The sequence below is a fragment of the Desulfovibrio piger genome, from assembly GCF_951793255.1.
GTDB lineage: Bacteria > Desulfobacterota > Desulfovibrionia > Desulfovibrionales > Desulfovibrionaceae > Desulfovibrio.
In genome coordinates this window covers 220,544-239,981 of the sequence record NZ_OX636706.1, presented here as the reverse complement: position 1 = coordinate 239,981, position 19,438 = coordinate 220,544, and the positions used below count along the sequence as shown (strand labels likewise).

Here is a 19,438-nt window from a genome sequence, read left to right as displayed (position 1 = left end):
AGGGGAGTAACTGGGTCCTTGAGACCCTGGCAGCATCAACAGCCTGACATCACGTCTGGTGCTGCCGTTGGCCCTGCCGACTAGTGAGACCTTGGCCGCATGACTGCATGCAGCCAAGGTCTTTTTTTTTGTGTAAAACCCAAACCCCGCCAAGGAGACCGTCATGTCTTTGCGCGACCTGCGTCCCTACCTTCTGGCTATCCTCATGACCTTGCCGGGCCTGGCCCTGCGCCTTGCCCCTGCGGACGTTTCCCCCATGCTGGTGGCCGTACTGGCCGGCCTGGCCATCCTGGGCGCGTCCTTCCTGCTGACCTGGGCCTGCGAAGTGGCCCAGCTCGACATCCCCCAGGCCGTGGCCGTGGCCGTGGTGGCCTTCATCGCCGTGCTGCCCGAATACGCCGTGGACATGTACTTTACCTGGATGGCGGGCCAGCATCCCGAAAGCGCCTACTCGCATTACGCCATCGCCAATATGACGGGCGCCAACCGGCTGCTCATCGGTATCGGCTGGACGGCCATCGTGCTGATCTTCGCGGGCCGCTTCCATAATTATGTGGCCCTGCACGAAGAAAAGCGCACCGACATCCTCTTCCTGGGCATGGCCACCCTCTATGCCCTGCTGATCCCGCTCAAGGGCTCCCTGACCCTGTTCGACGGCGTGGTCTTCCTGGGCATCTATGTGGGCTACATGTGCATCATCGCCCGCCGTCCCTGTGAGGAAGAAGAGCCCGAAGGCCCGGCGGCCACTCTGGCCAAGCTCTCGCGTCCCGCCCGCATGCGCGCCGTGGCCGGTCTGTTCCTGTTCGCGGCCCTGGTGATCCTGTTCAACGCCGAACCCTTCAGCGAAAGCCTGGTGGCCAGCGGCAAGATCCTGGGAATCAACGAGTTCCTGCTGGTGCAGTGGCTGGCGCCCATCGCTTCCGAAGCGCCGGAATTCATCGTGGCCCTGATGTTCGCCTTCCGCGGCAACGCCGGTCTGGCCCTGGGCAGCCTGCTGTCCTCCAAGCTCAACCAGTGGACCCTGCTGGTGGGCATGATCCCCGGTGTCTACGCCGTGTCTTCCGGCGGCACCACCCCCATCAACCTGGACCCGCACCAGTTCCAGGAGATCTTCCTCACGGCCGGCCAGTCCATCTTTGCCGTGGCCCTGCTGCTGGACCTGCGCCTGGGCCTGCGCGAGGCGGCGGCCCTGCTGGTGTTCTTCCTGGCCCAGCTGTTCTCGCCCTTCTATGACGTGCAGCTGGAAGCCCTGCTGGGCCTGCCCCACGACCCGCTGCGCCTGCACAACTTCTATGCCTGGACGTATCTGATCCTGGCGGGCCTGCTCCTGCTGCGGCACTGGCGCCTGGTGGCCGAGCTGCGTTACGGCTTCCACGTCAAGGTCCGGGATATCGTGCATCATTAGGGCCTTGCCTCCGTCTGGAGGAGAGGCTCCCCACGGCCGGTCTTCCCCCTGTCCGCGCAGGGTCGGCAGACCGGCCTTTTATTTGCTCCCGCAAGGCTTGACAGGGCCGCAGGAGCCCTCTACAAGCAGCTTGCGGCGCCATGCCGCGATCTCTTTTTCCGTCGTCTGGGGGGTATGATGTTCAGCTCTGGGAATCTCCGTCATCTGCCGGGATCCTGTTGCCGGTCCGCTCGCATGCTTGCGCTGGCGGCCCTGCTGTCGTGCTTCGCACTGTCTCCTGATCTGTGTCCCACGGCCAGCGCCGCGCACGGGCACGGCACCATGCTGGCCGACTCCCGTCCCGAGCCCGCCCTTGCCCCCATTTCCGTCACGGATTGCAACCTGCGCCGCGTTTCCCGGCCGGGCAAGCCGGACATCACCGTCACCTATCCCATGCTGGGCCGCAAGGACGTGGACCGCGACGTGGCCGACTGGGTGGAGCGCATCGCCTCGACCTTCGAGGCCGAGCTGGCGCCGCTGGCCCTTGAGTGGCAGGAGCAGGAACTCCCGCCCTGCGAGCTCATAGGCTCCTACACCCTGACGCGTCCCTCGGCCAATGCCCTGAGCATCGTTTTCGAGATCTGGACCTACACCGGCGGCGCGCACGGCAATCTGGACGTGATCCCGCTGACCTACAGCCTGCTTTCCGGCCAGCGTCTGGGGCTGGTGGACATCTTCGAGAACGTGGACAAGGCTCTGGAGATCATGTCCGCCGTGTCCCGGAAGGAGCTTGCCACCCGTCTGGGCGGCGGCCGGGTGGACAGCATGATCCACGACGGCACCGAGCCCCTGGCGGACAATTTTTCCGCGCTGGCCCTGGTGCCCGGCGGGGTGCGTGTCTACTTCCAGCCTTATCAGGTGGCTCCCTGGGCCGCCGGGACGCAGCGCGTCTTCATCCCGCTGGAAAAACTGGCTCCGGCCGGTCCCCTGCATCTGCTCTGGGGCGAATGATGCCGCCCCTGGAGGTCGTGCTGCGCTTTCCCGGCCATGCGCCTTTGCTGGCCGACCATTTTCCCGGTGCGCCCCGCGTGCCCGGTTCCTGCCTTTTGGAAGCCATGCGCCGGGCCGTGGAAGAGGCCTTCCCGTCCCGTCGTGTCCGTGCCGTGCGCCGGGCACGCTTCCGCCATTTCGTCCTGCCTGACAGCGACCTGCTGTGCCGTATGGAGCCCGAAGACAGGGGCGACGCCCTGCCGTCGGAGGTCCGCTGCCGTCTGCTGCACGGCGCTGCCTGCCTGGCCGAAGCCGTGTTCTCTCTGGAGTGAGGGAAGGCCGTCCTATTTTCAAGGGGATCTTGCCGAAGGAGACGAAGGGTGCTTTGGGGAAAAGCGCCCTTTTCCGCCTTCTGGCGCTTCCATCTCCCCGCAAAAAACTTCCTTCCGGTCATTGGCGGGTCGTGCGCTGCGCAGAGCGGACGCGCGGCTGCCGGTCTCCCGGTTTTGTTGTGAAGGTGATGCCGGATGGCCCTATGGGCCTCATGCCCGGCGCATCTTCAGGCCTTATCCCGGCCTGTCCATGGCCTGGCGCAGGCCGTGTGCGGCAGGGCCCTTGCGCCCGGGCCGCTTTTTTTTCACTATGCGGCCATGCGATTGACGTTCCATGGTTCTGTCCTCATCCTTGGCGGCAGCAGCGAGCTGGGCCGTGCTCTGGCGCTGGCCTTGCGCGCCGAAGGGGCGCAGGTCTGCTGTGTCTGCCGTGATGACGCAGGCTGCGCCCGCTGTGCGCAGGACGGCCTGCCCGCCCTTGTCCTTGGCGATCCCGAGACCCTGCCCGCCCGTTGTGAAACTCTGCTGGGCCGGCCGGTGGGGCATCTGGCGGATCTGCTGCATTCCCGTTTCGAACAGCTGGTGGCCATGGCGGCGCCCGAGGCCATAGAGCGCTGGGCGGATGATGACATCGCCCTGCGGGCCCGCTGCCTGCGTGCCGTGAGCCGGGCCATGCTGGCCCGCCGTTTCGGCCGTTGTGTCTTCGTCTCGTCCAGTGCCGCGCAGCGGCCGTCGCCCGGGCAGGGCTGGTACGCCGCGGCCAAGCTGGCCGGTGAGGGCCTGTACCGCAGCCTCGGCGTGGAGCTGGCCGGACGCGGCCTCAGCGCCTGTTCCGCCCGTCTGAGCTGGCTGGATGCCGGACGCGGGCACGAATTCCTTTCCCGCCACGGGCAGGTGGCCCGTGCCATGCCCGCCGGGCGCTGCCTGGGCCCGGACGACGTGCTGCCGGGCCTGTGCTTCCTGCTGTCGGCGGAGGCCGCGGCCATCAACGGCAGCGTGGTGACTCTTGACGGGGGCCTCGGGGCCCTCAAACTCCCGGAGCTGTGATGCGATACGACGAGATCAGCCTCAAGGTGCGCGAGATCGTGGCCAATCTGTTCGAGCGCGATGCCGCGACCCTGAGCGACGATACCCTGCTCATGCAGGATCTGCCCTGTGAATCCATCGACCTGCTGGAAGTGAGCGTGCAGCTGGGCGCCACCTTCCATATCTTTGTGGACGAGGAGCGCGCCTTCCTGCGTTCCCTGCGTTACCAGCTGGCCGGCGCCCCGGATGCGGCCGCCTTTCTGCGCGAGCATTACGGCCATCTGGACGAAGCGCGGCGGAAGCAGCTGGCCGCCTATTATGCGGATGCCGACGGCATGGCCCTGCAATCGCCCCTGACCCTGGGCGACATCGCCCACTGGGTGGAACAGGCCCTTGAGGCCACACGGCAGGGGGCCTGATGTCCGTGCCTGAGCGGGTCGTCATCAGCGGTGCGGGCTGTTGCACGGCGCTGGGCCATGATCTGGACAGCGTGGCCCGCAGCCTGCGCGAGGGCCGTGATGCCTTCCGGGCCTCCGGCGCGCTGGAAGGGCTTTCCGTCTGCCCGGCGGAAGACTGGGGCCAGGACGGGGCCCGGCAGCAGTTCGAAGGCTGGCGGCATCGCCATTACCTGAACCGGGGCAGCCGGATGGCTGTCCTTTCGGGCCTGCGTGCCCTGCGTGATGCCGGGCTGGAGGCGGGCCTGCCCGTCCGTTCGCAGATCATCGCCGCCGTGGGCCCCATGCTGGACGTCACCGGTGAACCGGGCCTGCCGCCGCAGGACACCGCGACGCTGGGCGCGCTCTGGCTGCTGCGCTGGCTGCCCAATACCGCCGCCGGGGCTCTGGCCCGTTTTGCCCGCTGCCATGGCGAGGCCCTGACCGTCAACGCGGCCTGCGCCTCGGCCCTGCAGGCCCTGGGCGAAGGCTGGCGGCGCATACGCTTCGGTCTGGCCGATGCCGTACTGGTCGCGGCCGGGGACAGCCGCCTTTCGCTGGGCGGACTGCTGGGCTATCACAAGGCCCGTGCCCTCAGTCTTTGTGCGCCCGGTACGGGCCCGCGTCCCTTCGACATGGGCCGGGACGGCTTCGTGCCTGGTGAGGGCGGCGCGGCCTTCGTGATGGAGAGCCTGTCCTCGGCGCAGGCCAGGGGCGCCCATGTCCATGCGGAGATCCTGGGCTACGGGGCATCCGTGGATGCCGAGAGCCTGACCGCGCCCGAAGCACGGGGCACCTGGGCCGAGCTGGCCGTGCGGGGCGCTCTGGAAGAGGCGTGCCTCGATGCCGCCGAACTGGGCTGGCTTTCGGCCCACGGCACGGGAACGCAGCTCAACGATCAGGCCGAGAGCCTGCTGTGGGAGCGCCTGCTGGGCGATGTGCCCGGCGGCCCGGCCGTCATGGCCTTCAAATCCTGGCTGGGGCACGGTTCCTCGGCCTGCGGGGCGCTGGAGCTGTGCTGTGCGCTGGCCGCCTGGCGTGACGGCAGGATGTCGCCCGTGCGCCATCTGGAACGGCCCTGTTCCCCCCGTCTCGACTTCGTGCGGGAGCCCCGCCCCTTCCCGTCCTCCCGCGGCCTGCTGGAGAATTTCGGCTTCGGTGGCCAGAACGCCGCCCTTGCCGTGGATCTGCGTCCATGAACACGGATTTCTTTCTGGATGCGCCGTCGCCCTTCGTCTTGCTGGATGCGGCACGGGCCCATTCGTCCCCGCCGGGGCTCACGGCCTGGCACCGTTGTGAGGGCGTGCCCTTCTGGCAGGTGCTGGAGGCCGCCGCGCAGGCGGCCGCCCTGCAACAGCGTGTGGCGCGGGATTTTTCCTGCCATGCCTTCCTGCTGTCCGTGGAGCGCGCTCCGTGGCCTGCCGGGCCCTTGTCCGGCACGGCGCGACTGGACGTGCGGGTGACGGCACAGGGCGGCAGTGTGGCGGCCTCGCTGGTGCGCGTGCGGGGGCTTTGCGGGCCTGGGGGCCCCCTGCCGCCGCTGGAGCTGGAACTGCGCGTGGGCCTGGTGCCCTATGATGCCTCTTTTTCCCGTGAACTGCTGGAGAGCCGCTACAGGGAGCTGTACTCATGTCTGTCCCACAACGCCGAAGCCTTTATGACTGTCTGAATGACCGCCTGCGCGCCGATGCCCGTCTGGGCCTTGCCCGCGACAGCGCCGCCATGGCCGGGGGAGCCGCCGGGCCGCTGCTGTACCGGGACGGCCGGGAGTACATCTCCTTCATGAGCAACGACGGTCTGGGCCTTGCCGCCGATGCGCACTGGCAGGCGCGGGTGGCTGCCTGTTTTGCCGCCCATGCGCCGTCGGCGTCGGCCTCGCGTCTGGCCGGGGGCCGCAGCGATGTGGTGGACCAGGCCTGCCGGGCCGTGGCCGACTACTTCGGTTTTGCGGAATGTCTGTTCCTGCCCAGCGGTTATCAGGCCAATCTGGCCTGTGTGACCACCCTGCTCCAGCAGGGGCAGGAGGCCTTTGTGGACAGGCGCTGTCACGCCAGCGTCATGCGGGCCCTGCCGCTGGCCGGGGCGCGCATCCGGGCCTGGAACCATCTGGACTATGACCATCTGGAGCGCCTGCTGTCCTCCCTGCCGCCGGACGCGCCGCAGCCCGTGGTCATGGCCGAGTCCCTGTACAGCATGGACGGCGCGGCCCTCGATCTGGAACGCATGGCGGCCCTGCGGCGTCGGTACGGATTTTTCCTCTGTGTGGACGAAGCCCATGCGCTGGGGGCCCTGGGTCCCGGCGGACGCGGCCTGTGCGCGGCGCAGGCCCTGCGGGATGGTGACCGGGCCCCGGCCGATCTGGTGGTGGGTACGTTGGGCAAATCGCTGGGCCTGTGGGGCGCGTTCCTGCTGCTGCCCCGGGGCTTCACGCCCCTGTTCGAGCATTTGGCCTCGGCCATCATGCACAGCACGGCCCTGCCGCCCGCCTATGCGGCCTGCATGCTGGCGCTGGTGGAGGAGCTGCCGCGCCTTGAGGAGCGACGGCGTACGCTGGCCGCGCGTGTGGCCTTTTTCCGTCAGGCCCTGACGGAACGGGGGCTGCCGGTCATGGGCGATGCGCACATCTTGTCCGTGCCCGTGGGCGATGAGGCGCGCTGCCGCCGTCTGGCCGCCCGTCTGGCCGAGAGCGGGGTGCTGGTGCTGGGGGCCCGCTGGCCCACCGTACCGCGCGGGCAGGCCCTGCTGCGTTTCGTCCTCACCGCCCGCCATACGGAAGAATTGCTGGCCCGCACGGCTGCAGTGCTGTCCGGGCTGTGGGAAGGCCAGAGATAGGGGCGGGGGAGGAAGGGCCCTTTTGGAAAAGGGGCCCTTCCTCCCCCGTACCCCCTCCATCCTCCGAAAACTTTTGTTCTGGTCTGGCCGCAGGTCCCCGGTGTTGCGCTGTGGGGAGGGCTATCGTCTCCTGACCGGAGTACAGGGACTTCAGGGGGGAAGGCTTTGAGGGGAAGTGCCGCTTCGCTGGCTGCGGTCTGCGGCAGGGGATACGCGGCCGGGACCGGCGGATATGAGGGAAGAAGAAAGGGCCCGTCCCATGAGGGAAGATACTGGCGAGGCCGGGAAATTTTCAGATGGCCTGCCCTGTTGCAGGGGCCAAGACGTAAAAAAAGAGGAACGCTGTGGAGCGTCCCTCTTTTTTTATGCCTCATGCGCGGGCAGGGAAAGGTGCTTTCCCGCACGGCCCGCAGGCGTTGCGGTCAGGGCCGGATGACCTTGTCGGCCAGGGAAAGGCTGGTCACCACGTCCATCATGTTGGTGGTCTCGCCCACCTGCTTGGCTTCCAGCAGGTTGAAGAAGTTCAGGCAGGTCCCGCAGACAAGGATGCTGACGCCGTTGCTTTCCAGCTGCTTCAGGGTATCCAGGCATTTGCCCTCCGTGGCCGCCAGCTTGACGCCGCCGTTGAGCAGTACGATGCGCCACAGGGAGGCCCCCAGTTCGGGCAGGCTGGCCAGGAAGTTTTCCATCAGGCGGGCGCCCAGTTCGTCATCGCCGCGGCCCAGGGTATCGGTGGTGATGAGGACCAGGGTCTTGCGGCTTTCCGTGTCCGCTGCCGGAGCGGCGGCCGGGGCCTGTTCCGGGGCTTCCACCTGTGTGGCGCTGCTCAGGCCGTGCACTTCCCACAGGGCGTTTTCGGGCTGGTTGACGCTGACTTCAAAGCCGCTGCGGCGCAAAAAGTGGCTCACGTTCTCGCTGGCGGCAGCGTTGTCCACCAGGACGAGCAGCTCCTGTGGCCGTCCCTGTTCCAGGGCGTCGCGGGTGCGTATCACAGGCTGGGGGCAGGCAAGGCCCCGACAATCCAGGGTTTTCATTCATATCCTCCTGACGGTTTCGTTCCGGCATCATGACGGTGGCGCCAGTATGCCAGATGCGGCACGCAGGGTCGAGAGGGGAGCGACACCGGCGGGATGTCACGCGTTTGGGCGGCATGACTGGCTGATGTTGCCTGATGGGGGGCGGCAGGGAGGACTTCCCGCAAGTGGCGTGCAAGCTTTTCAGACGTGTTTGTTGGCCGCAGCTTTCCCGGCCTGCTTTGGGGACGGGCAGGCAGGCCGGAAACGTTGCCGGAGCCGGGGGAAAAGAAAAATTTTTTCCAGCCCCGGCGAGCGGTCATGCGGTCGGGGAGGCCCTGCCCACTGCCGGAAAAGCGGTGGGGTGGTTGACCAGATGCCGGTGGCAGGGTAGGATGGCTGCCAATGGCGGAATTCTCCGCCACAAGGAGGCATCATGTTCATTGTCCGTTTGTGAAGTAGCCGGCTGAAGACGCGGGTTCGCGTCATTTCCGGCTGCGGCGCGGGCAATGGATGGCATGCCCACGCATAATCCCTCCCATTCCTTCCCCTCGCCGCATACTCCCCATTCGACCATGCATGGCCTTGGTCGTCCTTTGCTGTGGCATGCACCTCATGCAGTGGACGGCAGTCGGGGGAAGGCTCCGTGGCTGGAGCCTTCCATTTCATCTTGTGCGGTCTTCATCATTCCCGTTTATCTCATCCTGCAGACAGGAGGCACGTATGCGTATTGCCGTTGGTCTGGGCAAAAAAGGTGGGGAGGAACGTCTGGCGCAACAGGGCGTCAGCCGTCGTGATTTTTTGAAATTCTGCACGGCCGTGGCCGTGACCATGGGCCTTGGGCCCAGCATGGCCACGGAAGTGGCCGCGGCGCTGACCAATCGCCGCGCCTCCGTGGTCTACCTGCACTGCGCTGAATGTACGGGCTGTTCCGAGGCCCTGCTGCGCACCTGCAAACCCTTCCTCGACACCCTGATCCTGGACACCATCTCCCTAGATTATCACGAAACCATCATGGCCGCCGCGGGCGAAGCCGCCGAGGCCGCGCTGGATCAGGCCATCAGCAATCCTGAAGGCTTCATCTGCGTGGTGGAAGGCGCCATCCCCACGGCCATGGACGGCAAGTACGGCTATGTGGGCGGCCACACCATGCTGGACCTGTGCAAGCGCGTGCTGCCCAAGGCCAAGGCCGTGGTCACCATGGGCACCTGTGCCGCTTACGGCGGCGTGCAGGCCGCCAAGCCCAATCCCACCGGCTCCGTGGGCGTCAATGACTGCTTCGCCAGGCTGGGCATGGACGTGAAGGCCATCAATATCCCGGGCTGCCCGCCCAATCCCCTGAATCTGGTGGGCACGCTGGTGGCCTTTTTGCAGAACAAGGAGATCAAGCTCGACGATCTGGGCCGTCCGCTCATGTTCTACGGCCAGTCCGTGCACGATCTGTGCGAGCGCCGCGTCCATTTCGAGGCGGGCGAGTTCGCGCCCTCCTTCGATTCCGAGGAAGCGCGCAAGGGCTGGTGTCTGTACGATCTGGGCTGCAAGGGCCCCAGCACCTACAACAACTGCCCCAAGGCCCTGTTCAACGAGACCAACTGGCCCGTGCGGGCCGGACATCCCTGCATCGGTTGCAGCGAGCCCAATTTCTGGGATGACCTGTCGCCTTTTTACCAGAACTAGGGAGCTGCCAGCATGAGCCAAGTTATGAAAACGCCCCAGAGCAATTTCTCCGGCCCCATTGTCGTTGACCCGCTGACCCGTATCGAAGGCCACCTGCGCATCGAGGTGGAAGTGGAAAACGGCCGCATCAAGGATGCCCGCAGCTGCGGCACCCTGTATCGCGGTCTGGAAGTGATCCTCAAGGGACGCGACCCCCGCGATGCCCAGCACTTCACCCAGCGCACCTGCGGCGTGTGTACCTACACCCACGCCCTGGCCTCCACCCGCGCCCTGGAAGACGCCATGGGCCTGACCCTGCCCGCCAATGCCACCTATATCCGCAATCTGGTGCTGGGCCTGCTGTTCATGCACGACCACATGGTGCACTTCTACCACCTGCACGCCCTGGACTTCGTGGACGTGACCGCCGCCCTCAAGGCCGATCCGGCCAAGGCCGCGGCGCTGGCCTCGTCCATCTCGCCCCGCAAGGCCACGGCCGATGACTTCAAGGCCGTGCAGGCCCGCCTGAAGGCCTTTGTGGACAGCGGCCAGCTGGGGCCCTTCACCAACGCCTATTTCCTGGGCGGGCATCCGGCCTATTATCTTGATCCCGAAGCCAACCTCGTGGCCACGGCCCACTATCTGGAAGCCCTGCGCGTGCAGGTCAGCGCCGCCAAGGCCATGGCCGTGTTCGGCGCCAAGAACCCGCATCCCCAGTTCCTCATCCCCGGCGGCGTGACCTGTTATGAATCCCTGACGCCCGAGCGCATCAAGGAATTCCGCGACCTGTACCTGCAGGCCCGCAAATTCATCGAAGAAGTCTACATCCCCGACCTGCTGCTGGTGGCCGGTGCCTACAAGGACTGGGCCGCGCTGGGCTGCGGTTGCTGCAACTTCATGGCCTTTGGTGAATTCCCCGAAGTGGGCGGCGAGCGCGATATCACCAAACGCTGGCTCAAGCCCGGCGTGCTGCTGGACGGCAAGCTGGATACCGTGCATCCCTTCGATGCCGGCAAGATCGCCGAGCATGTGCGCCACAGCTGGTACGAAGGCGAAGAGGCCCGCGCCCCCTACGACGGCGAGACCAAGCCCGCCTTTACCCGCATGGGCGATACGGACCGCTATTCCTGGCTCAAGGCGCCGCGCTATGACGGCCTGGCCATGGAGACCGGCCCGCTGGCCCAGATGCTGGTGGCCTATGCCCAGGGCCATGAAGCCGTGAAGCCCGCGGTGGACAAGGTGCTGTCCGCCCTGGGCGTGGGGCCGGAAGCCCTGTTCTCCACCCTGGGCCGCACCGCCGCCCGCGGCGTCGAGACCCTGGTCATCGCCCAGCAGGTGGAAAAGTGGCTGGCCGAATACGAAGCCAACATCGCCGGCGGCGACAAGAAGATCGCCATGGAATGCAGCGTGCCCAGGGAAGGGCGCGGCGTGGGCTTCGTCAATGCCCCGCGCGGCGGCCTGTCGCACTGGCTGCGCATCGAAGACGGCAAGATCGGCAACTTCCAGCTGGTGGTGCCCACCACCTGGAACCTGGGGCCCCGGGACGCCAAGCATGTGCTGAGCGCCGCCGAACAGGCCCTGGTGGGCACGCCCGTGGCCGATCCCAAGCGGCCTGTGGAGATCCTGCGCACCATCCATTCCTTCGACCCCTGCATCGCCTGCGCCGTGCATGTCATCGACGGCGAGACCAATCAGGTGCACGAGTTCAAGGTCCTGTAAACCGTATCCGTTCGCTGGGGGAAGGGCTGTCCGCAAGGGGCCCTTCCCCTTTTTTCATGCGCCGTCCGCCGGGACGGCCGCCATCCAAGGAGGCTCCATGAGCGAGACTGTGGTCGCTCCCCGCGTGCTGATCATGGGCGTGGGCAATATCCTGCTGCGTGACGAAGGCTTCGGCGTGGCCGCCGTGAACCATCTGGAAAAGAACTACTACTGGCCGGAGAACGTGCGCTTGCAGGAAGGTGCCACCCAGGGGCTTCTGCTCATGTCCGAACTGGAGGAGTGCGACCTGCTGGTGGTGCTGGACGTGGTGCTGGGCGGCAAGGAGCCGGGCACGGTCTATCTGCTGGAAAACGAGGATCTGAGCCGCAGCCTCAGCTTTCAGGGCTCCATGCACCAGACGGATCTGCTCCAGACCCTGCAGGTCTGCGAGCTGGCGGGGTGCCGTCCGCAATGCCTGGCCTTCGGCCTCCAGCCTTTTGACTGGCGCACCATGCAGGTGGGCCTTTCGCCCGAGGCCGAGGCCATGCTGCCGGTCTTTGCGGAAAAGGTGGTGGCCGAACTGGCCCGGCGCGGCATCGTGGCCCGCCGGAAAGAAACGGCCTGAGTGGTATATCCGGGATAAGGCCCCTTCATCCCGGCTGTCGCTGCCCGCAGCTTCCTTCGTCGCGACGGCTATGGTCTGCGGCGGCCATGCGGTCGCTGCCGGCGCGGGAGGGGCTCCATTGCTCCCCGTCCTTCCATCCCATCCCATCCCCCGCGCGTGTTATCGGCGGGTGCGCGACCACGACACGATCGTGGTATCGCACGGACGGCGGTCGCCGCGCGACGGCGAAAATCCCTGCCACCCCGCCAGCCCTGCTTTTGTTGCGAGCGCTTCGTCCGGAAGCGGCAGCGCATGAAAAAAGCTCCCTGAGAAGGGAGCTTTTTGCGTGCTGTGGCAGAAAACGTATGGCGCTGACAGGCGCATATCGTCCGCAGGGAAGGGTGGGGAAAGTGCAGGGCAGAGAAAAGAGAAGCCTTGTTCGTCTGCACTGTCGCCTTGCCGCTGTCTTGAGACGTCCCTTGCCTTGCGCCTGACGCATCTCCGCCTGGGGAGCGATCTCTCTCCCCGCACGGCAGCGGCAGGGACCTTCCAGCGCGACCGGAAGAAACATTTTCGGGGGAAGGATGGGGGGCGGGGGAGGAAGGCCCCCCTTTTTCAAAAGGGACTCTTGCCTCCCCCGCCATATAACAGGCCCGGCGACGACAGCCGGACCGGCAAAACTAGTCGTCCAGTTCCAGATAGGTGGCGGTCTGCGCGCCCTTTTCGCTGACGCTGACGCTGTGGACGCGCACATGACAGGCGCTTTCATCGGCGGCCAGACGGCGGGCCACGTTCTGGAAGATGTGGCGGGAGATGTTTTCCGACGAGGGATTGAGGCGGTCGAAGGGCGGCACCTCATTGATGATCTGATGGTCGAGGGCGGCCAGCTCTTCCTTGAGGGCGCGCTTGAGGACCTTGAAGTCCAGCAGCAGCTCCACATTTTCGGTGAGTTTGTCGCCTTCCACGGTCAGTTCCACGGCGAAATTGTGGCCGTGCAGACGTTCGCACTTGCCTTCGTAATGGCGCAGGGCATGGCCTGCGGAAATCTCGTCACGCACCGTAAGGCGCCAGATCTTCTTGGACATATCCTTTCCTTTGGCTGGTTCGGGCCAGCCAGGGTTCATTCGTGATCCTTTCCCGGAGGGATACCGTTTCGGGAAGGTCTGTGGCCTGTTCTCCCTGGCCGTCGCATATCCTGGCCGGATAAAGCGCATTTGGGGGAGGATAGGGGGCCCGGGGGGAAGGAACCCCCTTTGGGCGCCAGCTAAAGGGGGTTCCTTCCCCCCGGAAACGTTTTTACCCGGCCCAGGCGGCCAGGGCCCTGTCCAGTTCGGGGCCGGGGCTGACGCGGAACTGCGGCCCCAGCGTAAGGTGGCAGCGCACGCCGTCCAGCAGGACCATGGCTTCGGCCTCCACATTGCCGGGATGGGCCTCCAGGATGGCCTTGAGTGCCAGGATGTCCTCCTCGCCCAGGCGGTGGGCCGGTATCTGCACGCAGATGGGCGTATCGCTCTGGCCGCAGGCCTCGGAAAGCAGGGTCACGCTCTGGCCCAGCAGCTTGACCTCGCGGCTGGTCTCTTCGCCGTCCTCGTCGCTGTCGCGGCTCTCGTCCACCTGACTGTCCACCGTGGCCCGCAGGCAAAGGGGCTGTTCGCTCTTGAGCAGCTCGCGGGCCTCGGCATAGGCGCGGGGGAAGAAGGTGACCTCGGCATGGCCGGTAAGGTCTTCCACGCCCACGAAGGCCATGCGCTCGCCCTTGGACTTGGTGATGACCTCCTTGAGGCTGACCACCAGCACGGCGGTACTCAGTTCGGCCTTGGGGTAGAGGTCGCGGGCGTCTTCCAGCGTGGTCAGGCGCAGGCGGCGCATCTCGCGGCTGAAGGGCTGGAGGGGGTGGCTGGTGAGGAAGAAGCCCAGGGCCTCTTTTTCGTTCTTGAGGCGCTGGTCCTCGTCCATCTCGGGGATGCCGGACTCGGGGCAGTCGAAGCCGATACCGGGCTGGGGCTTGGCTTCCACCTGCGGGGCCATGGCCAGCAGGGAGATCTGGTTGGAATTCTTTTCCTTGGCTTTTTTCTGGGCGCGGGTGACCACCGTGTCCAGGGCGGCCAGCAGGGCCGCGCGCGAGACGCCGAAGCAGTCGCAGGCGCCGCCCTTGATGAGGGCTTCGAGCACGCGCTTGGTGACCTTGCGCAGGTCCACGCGGCAGCACATGTCGAAGAGGGAGACGTACTCGCCGTCCTTGCGGGCGTCCATGATCTCGGTGATGGCGCTGTCGCCCACGTTCTTGATGCCGCCCAGACCGAAGACGACCTTGCCCTCGCGGGCCGAGAAGGAGCGCTGGCTGGCATTGACCGAGGGCTGCACCACGTCGATGCCCATGTCCTTGCAGCAGGAGATGTACTTGAGCAGCTTTTCCTGGTTGCTCATTTCCGAGGTGAGCAGGGCGGCCATGAACTCCACGGTATGGTGTACCTTGAGGTAGGCCGTGAAGTAGGAGATCTGGGCATAGGCGGCGGAGTGCGACTTGTTGAAGCCGTATTCCGCAAACTTTTCCATCAAGTCGAAGATCTCGTCGGCCTTGGCCTTGTCCACGCCGTTCTTCTGCGCGCCCTCCACGAACTTGACGCGTTCCTTGGCCATGGCTTCGGGTTTTTTCTTGCCCATGGCGCGGCGCAGCAGGTCAGCGCCGCCCAGGGTGTAGCTGGCGATGATCTGGGCGATCTGCATGACCTGTTCCTGATAGACGATGACGCCGTAGGTATCGCGCAGGCAGTCGCTGAGGGACTCGTGCGGATAGACCACAGGCACCTGCCCGTGCTTGCGCTTGATGAATTCGTCCACCATGCCGGAGCCCAGCGGGCCGGGACGGTACAGGGCCAGCATGGCGATGACGTCCTCGAAGCACGAGGGCTTGAGCATGCGCAGGTACTGGCGCATGCCCGAGCTTTCCACCTGGAAGATGCCGTCGGTGTCGCCGCGGGCGTAAAGGTCGTAGGTGGCGGCGTCGGTGAGGGGCAGGTTGTCCAGATCGGGCGGCGTCTTGCCCTGCAGAGTGATGTTGTCCAGGGTGTCCTGGATGAGGGTCATGGTCTTGAGGCCCAGGAAGTCGAACTTCACCAGACCGGATTTTTCGGTCATGGGGCCGTCGAACTGGGTCACGAGTTCGCCGCGTTTGCCGGTGTAGAGGGGCAGGAACTCGTCCATGGGCCGGGGCGAGACCACCAGACCGGCGGCGTGGGTGGAGGCGTGGCGCGACAGGCCCTCCAGACGGCGGGCCGTATCCAGCAGCTTTTTGACCTGCGGGTCGGTATCGTACAGGTTCTGGAGGTCGGGCTCGGCTTCCAGGGCCTTGTTGATGGTCATTTTCAGGTCGTCGGGCACCAGCTTGGCGATGCGGTCGGTCTCGGCAAAGCTCATGCCCAGGGCGCGGCCCACGTCACGCACAACGCCCTTGGCCTTCATGGTACCGAAGGTGGTGATCTGGGCCACGCTGTCCTTGCCGTAGGTATCCACCATATGCTGGATGACCTCGGTACGGCGGCGTTCGCAGAAGTCCACGTCGATATCGGGCAGGGAGACGCGTTCGGCGTTGAGGAAGCGCTCGAAGAGCAGATTGTAGGGCAGGGGGTCCAGGTTGGTGATGCGCAGCGACCAGGCCACCAGCGAACCGGCGGCCGAACCGCGGCCCGGGCCCACGGGGATGCCGTGGTCCTTGGCCCAGTTGATGAACTCCTGCACGATGAGGAAGTAGCCGGGGAAGCCCATATCGAGGATGACCTTGAGCTCGTACTGCAAACGGTCGCGGTAGGCCTGCGGGTCGATGTTGGCGCGGTTGGGGTGCTTCTCCAGGCGGCGTTCCAGACCCTCCTCGGCCAGACGGCGGAACTCGGAATCCAGGCTGGCCCCTTCGGGCAGCTTGTAGACCGGGAAATAATGGTGGCCCATGTCCAGTTCCACGTTGCAGCGCTCGGCGATCTCGGCCGTATTGCTCAGGGACTGGGGCAGATGGCCGAATACGGCCTCCATCTCCTCGCCGGACTTGTAGTAGAGGTCATGGGTGCCGAAGCGCATGCGCTTGGGGTCGTCCATGGTGGTCTGGGTCTGGATGCAGAGCAGCACCTCATGGGCGTCGGCGTCGTCGGCGTTGAGGTAGTGGCAGTCGTTGGTGGCCACGATGGGCAGCTTGAGATGGTCGGCGATCTCCAGCAGGCCCTTGTTGGCGATCTCCTGCTCGGGCAGGCTGTTGGACTGCAGCTCCAGATAGAAGCGGTCCGGGTAGATGTCGGCGTATTCGCGGGCCAGGGCGATGGCGCCGTCCATGTCACCGGCGTTGAGGGCGCGCGGTATCTCGCCCGCGATGCAGGCCGAAAGGCAGATGAGGCCTTCGGAATACTGGCGCAGCATGGCCTTGTCCACGCGCGGCTTGTAGTGGAAGCCCTCCAGGTAGCTGCGGCTCACCAGCTTGACCAGGTTGTGATAGCCCTCGATGTTTTCCGAGAGCAGGATCAGGTGGTTGCGCTTGCGGGCCAGCTCGGAGGTCTTGTCCAGATGGTCGTGGCAGACGTAGACCTCGCAGCCGATGATGGGCTTGATGCCGAAGTCCTTGCAGGTCAGGAAGAATTTGGCCGCGCCGAACAGGTTGCCGTGGTCGGTGATGGCGCAGGCGGGCATGCCGAAATCCTTGGCACGGGAGCAGAGATCCTTGACGCGGATGGCGCCGTCAAGAAGGCTGTATTCGGTGTGGCAGTGCAGATGCACGAAATCGGACATGCGGGAACTCCGGGCCTCGACGGCCGATGAAGGGAAGAGAAGGCCATGTGCGGCCGGGGCGGTACGGGACGGCCGTGTCCGGCACCGGAAAGCGGATACGGACGCAGGGCCCGCACACGGCGGAGCAAGAGTATAGCAGGTTCGGGAGTGGGCCTCAAGGCTGGGCTCTGTCCTGTTCCGGGAAAGGGCAACGGCATTTCCCGGTATTTCCCGAAGGGCGGAGCTGCGCATGCGGCAAGGGAAACGGGGCGGCGATCGGCGGATCGTCGCCCCGTTTCGTATGGGGAGGGAAAAGTCTGCCCCTGCAGGCAGGCCGCGGGAGTATCGGCGGGTTCGGGCGCGGCAGGGTATGACAGAGGCGGGATGTGCCGGCTAGATGCGCAGCATGCCGCCCATCAGGGCCGGATCCACGGCGGGCGCTTCCGGGGCGTCGGCAGCGGCGTCGTCACAGGCCAGGCAGCGTTCCTGCCAGTGCTCGGCCACGTTGACGAAATTGCTCACCCAGGTGCCCACATTGGTATCGGTGAGCGCGGCCAGGGGCAGCGTGCCCTGCAGGGTCACGCCCGTATCCTCGCGGGCGGCCAAGGTGAAGCCCTGGGTCTGGTGGAAGAAGGTGTTGGCGTCCAGCAGCGCGGCATACAGCTCGTCACGTTTGCGCGCGGGCAGGGGGGCCACCACGGTGAAGATCATGACCTGGTCCGTAGAGAGGCAGCGCAGGCTGACCTCGAAGTCATCGATGCCCAGCAGGCAGGAGGAATCGCCGTCGCGGGTCTCGATGCCGGGCAGATCCAGTTCACGGGCCAGGGCGGCCAGCAGGGAAGAAAAAGCGGGGTTCATGGCAGGGGCTCCTTGTTAGGGGATCAGGCGTCCTGGGGCTGCCGGGCCTGCATGCGGCAGGCCGTGAGCACGCCCTGGCCGTCCGGGGTGACGGTATAGGTGAAGTCCGCATCCAGCGGCGACTGGGGCGGCGTGTGGTAACGCATGGTCACATCGCCGTTGGCCTCGCGGCGGATGTCGATGTCCAGGGGCGAGTGCTCGTCCTGCAGCACGCCGGTCAGGTGGCTGAGGGTGCGTACCAGGAAGGCGCCGGACTGGCCCATGCTGAGGAGGACCTGCCGTGCCTGCGCGTCATTGTTGCCGCAGAGCAGCTGGGCCCGGATGGCCAGATTGTGCGACATGGTGGACGGCCGGCCATGCTCGAAATCGTTCTTGTCCTCGTCGGTCATGTAGGCGATGTCCTGGATATGGACGGTGGCCTCTGCCTCCGCCGGGATGCCCACACCGCCGAAGCTGATGGTGGGCCGGTAACCGGGAAGGGCATTATGCGTGCCGCGCCGGTTCAGGTCCATGGCCATCCCCTCTTCCACCTTGGCCATGTCGCCCAGGCGCGCCAGCGGTGTCAGGCTGGGCGGGAAGGCGAAGTCCTTGAGGTCGAAGCCGGCGGCATCGCTGACGGCTTCCAGGGCCTTTTCCAGGCGTACACCGGCACCGAGCAGGAGCATGCCGGTGAAGGGGGCCGCGGGATCTTCCGTGCGGGCCCGGAACATGCCCAGGAGCTTTTCATACATGGCGCTGTTGAAATCACGCTGGCTCTTGGCGGCCAGATCCTGCGGCATAGGCTCCTGGAAGCAGCCCTGCCACAGGGTCTCGCGGCTGAGGGGGCCCTGGGGCTGCCGGGTGCGTATCTCGGGCAGGCGCTGCATGGCCACCATGATGAGGGCGATACCGCCGCCCACGTTCAGCTGGGGGGCCAGAGTGGCCATATCGCCCATATGCCGGTGGGGGGTAAGGCTCATGACGTCACGAAGCGCGGCGTCCCCCAGGCCCGGCTTGCCGCAGGCAAAGGCAAAGCATTGCAGGGAGGTCTGGTTGGCCGTGGAAAGATCGCGGAAGAAGTCCGCGGGCGTGCCCTGACGTCCCGCCGCGCTTTCTTCCACCAGCACGCGGTCCATGAGCTGCCCCAGCTGGGCCTTGAGTTCGCCGTCCACACCAAGATGGGTGGCGCAGGCATCCAGGGCGGCGTCGCGGGTCAGCTGCGGATCGATGCCGCAGAGCATGTAGTCCGCGGGCCGGGACTGGAGGGTCTGCATGGTCACGGCATCGGCCATGTCCTGATAGGAAAGCAGCTTCTGGCTGTTGGCCGCCATATCGTTGATGATCCGCTCAAAGGCCTGGCGCAGGGCCGGGGAGGGCTGGAGGTTGTTCTTTGCGTAGAAGTCCTGCAGCGCATGGTCCAGATTGCGGGTATCGCCCGCGCCGTTGTTGCCCAGCAGGAAGCGGCGGGCCATCTCGGTGTTGGCCGGGCCCAGGGCCTGCGACATGTTCGATGCCTGGGCCAGGATGTCGCGGGCAACGCGGGCCTTGAGCGGCTTGCCCTGCTGGCGCATGGCACTGAGCTGCGGGGCCAGGGCATCGGCGATGCCGTCACCGTACTTGTTGCGGATGGCGCCGAGGAAAGCTTCGGCAGTGGCGCGGTGGGTGGCCTTGGCGGTGAAGAAGGCGCTGACCCTGCCGGAAGTCTGGATGCCGCCTTCCGCAGTGGCGACAAGACGGTCATGGGTGCCGGCTATGTCGGCCAGTCGGGTCAGAGTGGCAACGTTGACGCGATCGATCTGGGGCATGGGATCCCTCCCGGGAAATGGTCGATAGGTGCGGTACGGGATGTACGGGCAAATGCTGTCCTGCATGAAGCAAGCTTC

Annotated in this window: 16 protein-coding genes; 11 read left to right on the top strand and 5 right to left on the bottom strand. The window is 66.0% G+C overall.

Annotation, left to right across the window (positions count from 1 at the left end; genetic code table 11):
• The first annotated feature begins 163 nt into the window (after window positions 1-163).
• The 8 genes from Q4I12_RS01250 (at window position 164) to Q4I12_RS01215 (ending at window position 6,998) form a co-directional block, all read left to right on the top strand.
• The gene (locus Q4I12_RS01250) at window positions 164-1,405 is read left to right on the top strand and encodes a calcium:cation antiporter family protein (protein ID WP_168935508.1); all 1,242 of its coding nucleotides are present in this window, start codon (window positions 164-166) and stop codon (window positions 1,403-1,405) included.
• A 234-nt stretch (window positions 1,406-1,639) separates the two neighbouring features.
• On the top strand, window positions 1,640-2,395 hold the full coding sequence (locus Q4I12_RS01245) for a DUF3298 and DUF4163 domain-containing protein (protein WP_297138005.1): 756 nt from the start codon (window positions 1,640-1,642) through the stop codon (window positions 2,393-2,395).
• Complete coding sequence (locus tag Q4I12_RS01240) at window positions 2,392-2,706, top strand: ApeI family dehydratase (RefSeq protein WP_302260174.1); 315 nt, start codon at window positions 2,392-2,394, stop codon at window positions 2,704-2,706. Before Q4I12_RS01245 ends, Q4I12_RS01240 begins: the two co-directional genes overlap by 4 nt.
• Window positions 2,707-3,024: 318 nt before the next feature.
• Window positions 3,025-3,753, top strand: coding sequence for an SDR family NAD(P)-dependent oxidoreductase (locus Q4I12_RS01235; RefSeq protein ID WP_302260173.1), 729 nt, complete (start codon window positions 3,025-3,027; stop codon window positions 3,751-3,753).
• Window positions 3,753-4,151 (top strand): acyl carrier protein, encoded by a 399-nt coding sequence (locus Q4I12_RS01230; RefSeq protein WP_302260172.1) that lies wholly within the window; start codon window positions 3,753-3,755, stop codon window positions 4,149-4,151. Before Q4I12_RS01235 ends, Q4I12_RS01230 begins: the two co-directional genes overlap by 1 nt.
• A complete protein-coding gene (locus tag Q4I12_RS01225) occupies window positions 4,151-5,365 on the top strand; it encodes a beta-ketoacyl-[acyl-carrier-protein] synthase family protein (RefSeq protein WP_302260171.1) in 1,215 nt (404 codons plus the stop codon). The genes Q4I12_RS01230 and Q4I12_RS01225 overlap by 1 nt, the downstream gene beginning before the upstream one ends.
• Window positions 5,362-5,835, top strand: coding sequence for a hypothetical protein (locus Q4I12_RS01220; RefSeq protein WP_302260169.1), 474 nt, complete (start codon window positions 5,362-5,364; stop codon window positions 5,833-5,835). Before Q4I12_RS01225 ends, Q4I12_RS01220 begins: the two co-directional genes overlap by 4 nt.
• Window positions 5,796-6,998, top strand: coding sequence for an aminotransferase class I/II-fold pyridoxal phosphate-dependent enzyme (locus Q4I12_RS01215; RefSeq protein WP_302260168.1), 1,203 nt, complete (start codon window positions 5,796-5,798; stop codon window positions 6,996-6,998). Before Q4I12_RS01220 ends, Q4I12_RS01215 begins: the two co-directional genes overlap by 40 nt.
• A gap of 422 nt (window positions 6,999-7,420) precedes the next feature.
• On the opposite strand, the gene yedF is transcribed toward Q4I12_RS01215, so the two are convergent.
• Window positions 7,421-8,032, bottom strand: coding sequence for a sulfurtransferase-like selenium metabolism protein YedF (gene yedF / locus Q4I12_RS01210; RefSeq protein WP_302260166.1), 612 nt, complete (start codon window positions 8,030-8,032; stop codon window positions 7,421-7,423).
• 702 nt (window positions 8,033-8,734) lie between these two features.
• Between yedF and Q4I12_RS01205 the strand changes: the two genes are divergently transcribed.
• The 3 genes from Q4I12_RS01205 (at window position 8,735) to Q4I12_RS01195 (ending at window position 11,990) form a co-directional block, all read left to right on the top strand.
• Complete coding sequence (locus tag Q4I12_RS01205) at window positions 8,735-9,688, top strand: hydrogenase small subunit (protein ID WP_168935517.1); 954 nt, start codon at window positions 8,735-8,737, stop codon at window positions 9,686-9,688.
• A gap of 12 nt (window positions 9,689-9,700) precedes the next feature.
• Complete coding sequence (locus Q4I12_RS01200; protein WP_302260164.1) at window positions 9,701-11,386, top strand: nickel-dependent hydrogenase large subunit; 1,686 nt, start codon at window positions 9,701-9,703, stop codon at window positions 11,384-11,386.
• Window positions 11,387-11,483: 97 nt separating this feature from the next.
• Complete coding sequence (locus Q4I12_RS01195) at window positions 11,484-11,990, top strand: HyaD/HybD family hydrogenase maturation endopeptidase (protein ID WP_205906052.1); 507 nt, start codon at window positions 11,484-11,486, stop codon at window positions 11,988-11,990.
• A gap of 659 nt (window positions 11,991-12,649) precedes the next feature.
• Here Q4I12_RS01195 and queD read toward each other — a convergent pair.
• The 4 genes from queD to Q4I12_RS01175 all read right to left on the bottom strand — a co-directional run bounded on the left by queD (window position 12,650) and on the right by Q4I12_RS01175 (window position 19,360).
• Window positions 12,650-13,054 (bottom strand): 6-carboxytetrahydropterin synthase QueD, encoded by a 405-nt coding sequence (gene queD / locus Q4I12_RS01190; protein WP_168935519.1) that lies wholly within the window; start codon window positions 13,052-13,054, stop codon window positions 12,650-12,652.
• A gap of 211 nt (window positions 13,055-13,265) precedes the next feature.
• The gene (gene dnaE, locus Q4I12_RS01185) at window positions 13,266-16,739 is read right to left on the bottom strand and encodes a DNA polymerase III subunit alpha (protein ID WP_302260161.1); all 3,474 of its coding nucleotides are present in this window, start codon (window positions 16,737-16,739) and stop codon (window positions 13,266-13,268) included.
• A gap of 372 nt (window positions 16,740-17,111) precedes the next feature.
• Window positions 17,112-17,576: a type III secretion system chaperone gene (locus Q4I12_RS01180; RefSeq protein WP_297137992.1), complete on the bottom strand. Its 465-nt coding sequence runs from the start codon at window positions 17,574-17,576 to the stop codon at window positions 17,112-17,114.
• Between the two features lie 23 nt (window positions 17,577-17,599).
• Window positions 17,600-19,360, bottom strand: a complete 1,761-nt coding sequence (locus Q4I12_RS01175; RefSeq protein ID WP_302260158.1) for a hypothetical protein — start codon at window positions 19,358-19,360, stop codon at window positions 17,600-17,602.
• Between the last annotated feature and the right edge of the window lie 78 nt (window positions 19,361-19,438).

Excerpts from the sequence above, each read along its gene's own strand:
- Q4I12_RS01250 (WP_168935508.1), top strand. The coding sequence starts at position 164 with ATGTCTTTGCGCGACCTGCGTCCCTACCTTCTGGCTATCCTCATGACC.
- Q4I12_RS01245 (WP_297138005.1), top strand. The coding sequence starts at position 1,640 with ATGCTTGCGCTGGCGGCCCTGCTGTCGTGCTTCGCACTGTCTCCTGAT.
- Q4I12_RS01240 (WP_302260174.1), top strand. The coding sequence starts at position 2,392 with ATGATGCCGCCCCTGGAGGTCGTGCTGCGCTTTCCCGGCCATGCGCCT.
- Q4I12_RS01235 (WP_302260173.1), top strand. The coding sequence starts at position 3,025 with ATGCGATTGACGTTCCATGGTTCTGTCCTCATCCTTGGCGGCAGCAGC.
- Q4I12_RS01230 (WP_302260172.1), top strand. The coding sequence starts at position 3,753 with ATGCGATACGACGAGATCAGCCTCAAGGTGCGCGAGATCGTGGCCAAT.
- Q4I12_RS01225 (WP_302260171.1), top strand. The coding sequence starts at position 4,151 with ATGTCCGTGCCTGAGCGGGTCGTCATCAGCGGTGCGGGCTGTTGCACG.
- Q4I12_RS01220 (WP_302260169.1), top strand. The coding sequence starts at position 5,362 with ATGAACACGGATTTCTTTCTGGATGCGCCGTCGCCCTTCGTCTTGCTG.
- Q4I12_RS01215 (WP_302260168.1), top strand. The coding sequence starts at position 5,796 with ATGTCTGTCCCACAACGCCGAAGCCTTTATGACTGTCTGAATGACCGC.
- yedF (WP_302260166.1), bottom strand. The coding sequence starts at position 8,032 with ATGAAAACCCTGGATTGTCGGGGCCTTGCCTGCCCCCAGCCTGTGATA.
- Q4I12_RS01205 (WP_168935517.1), top strand. The coding sequence starts at position 8,735 with ATGCGTATTGCCGTTGGTCTGGGCAAAAAAGGTGGGGAGGAACGTCTG.
- Q4I12_RS01200 (WP_302260164.1), top strand. The coding sequence starts at position 9,701 with ATGAGCCAAGTTATGAAAACGCCCCAGAGCAATTTCTCCGGCCCCATT.
- Q4I12_RS01195 (WP_205906052.1), top strand. The coding sequence starts at position 11,484 with ATGAGCGAGACTGTGGTCGCTCCCCGCGTGCTGATCATGGGCGTGGGC.
- queD (WP_168935519.1), bottom strand. The coding sequence starts at position 13,054 with ATGTCCAAGAAGATCTGGCGCCTTACGGTGCGTGACGAGATTTCCGCA.
- dnaE (WP_302260161.1), bottom strand. The coding sequence starts at position 16,739 with ATGTCCGATTTCGTGCATCTGCACTGCCACACCGAATACAGCCTTCTT.
- Q4I12_RS01180 (WP_297137992.1), bottom strand. The coding sequence starts at position 17,576 with ATGAACCCCGCTTTTTCTTCCCTGCTGGCCGCCCTGGCCCGTGAACTG.
- Q4I12_RS01175 (WP_302260158.1), bottom strand. The coding sequence starts at position 19,360 with ATGCCCCAGATCGATCGCGTCAACGTTGCCACTCTGACCCGACTGGCC.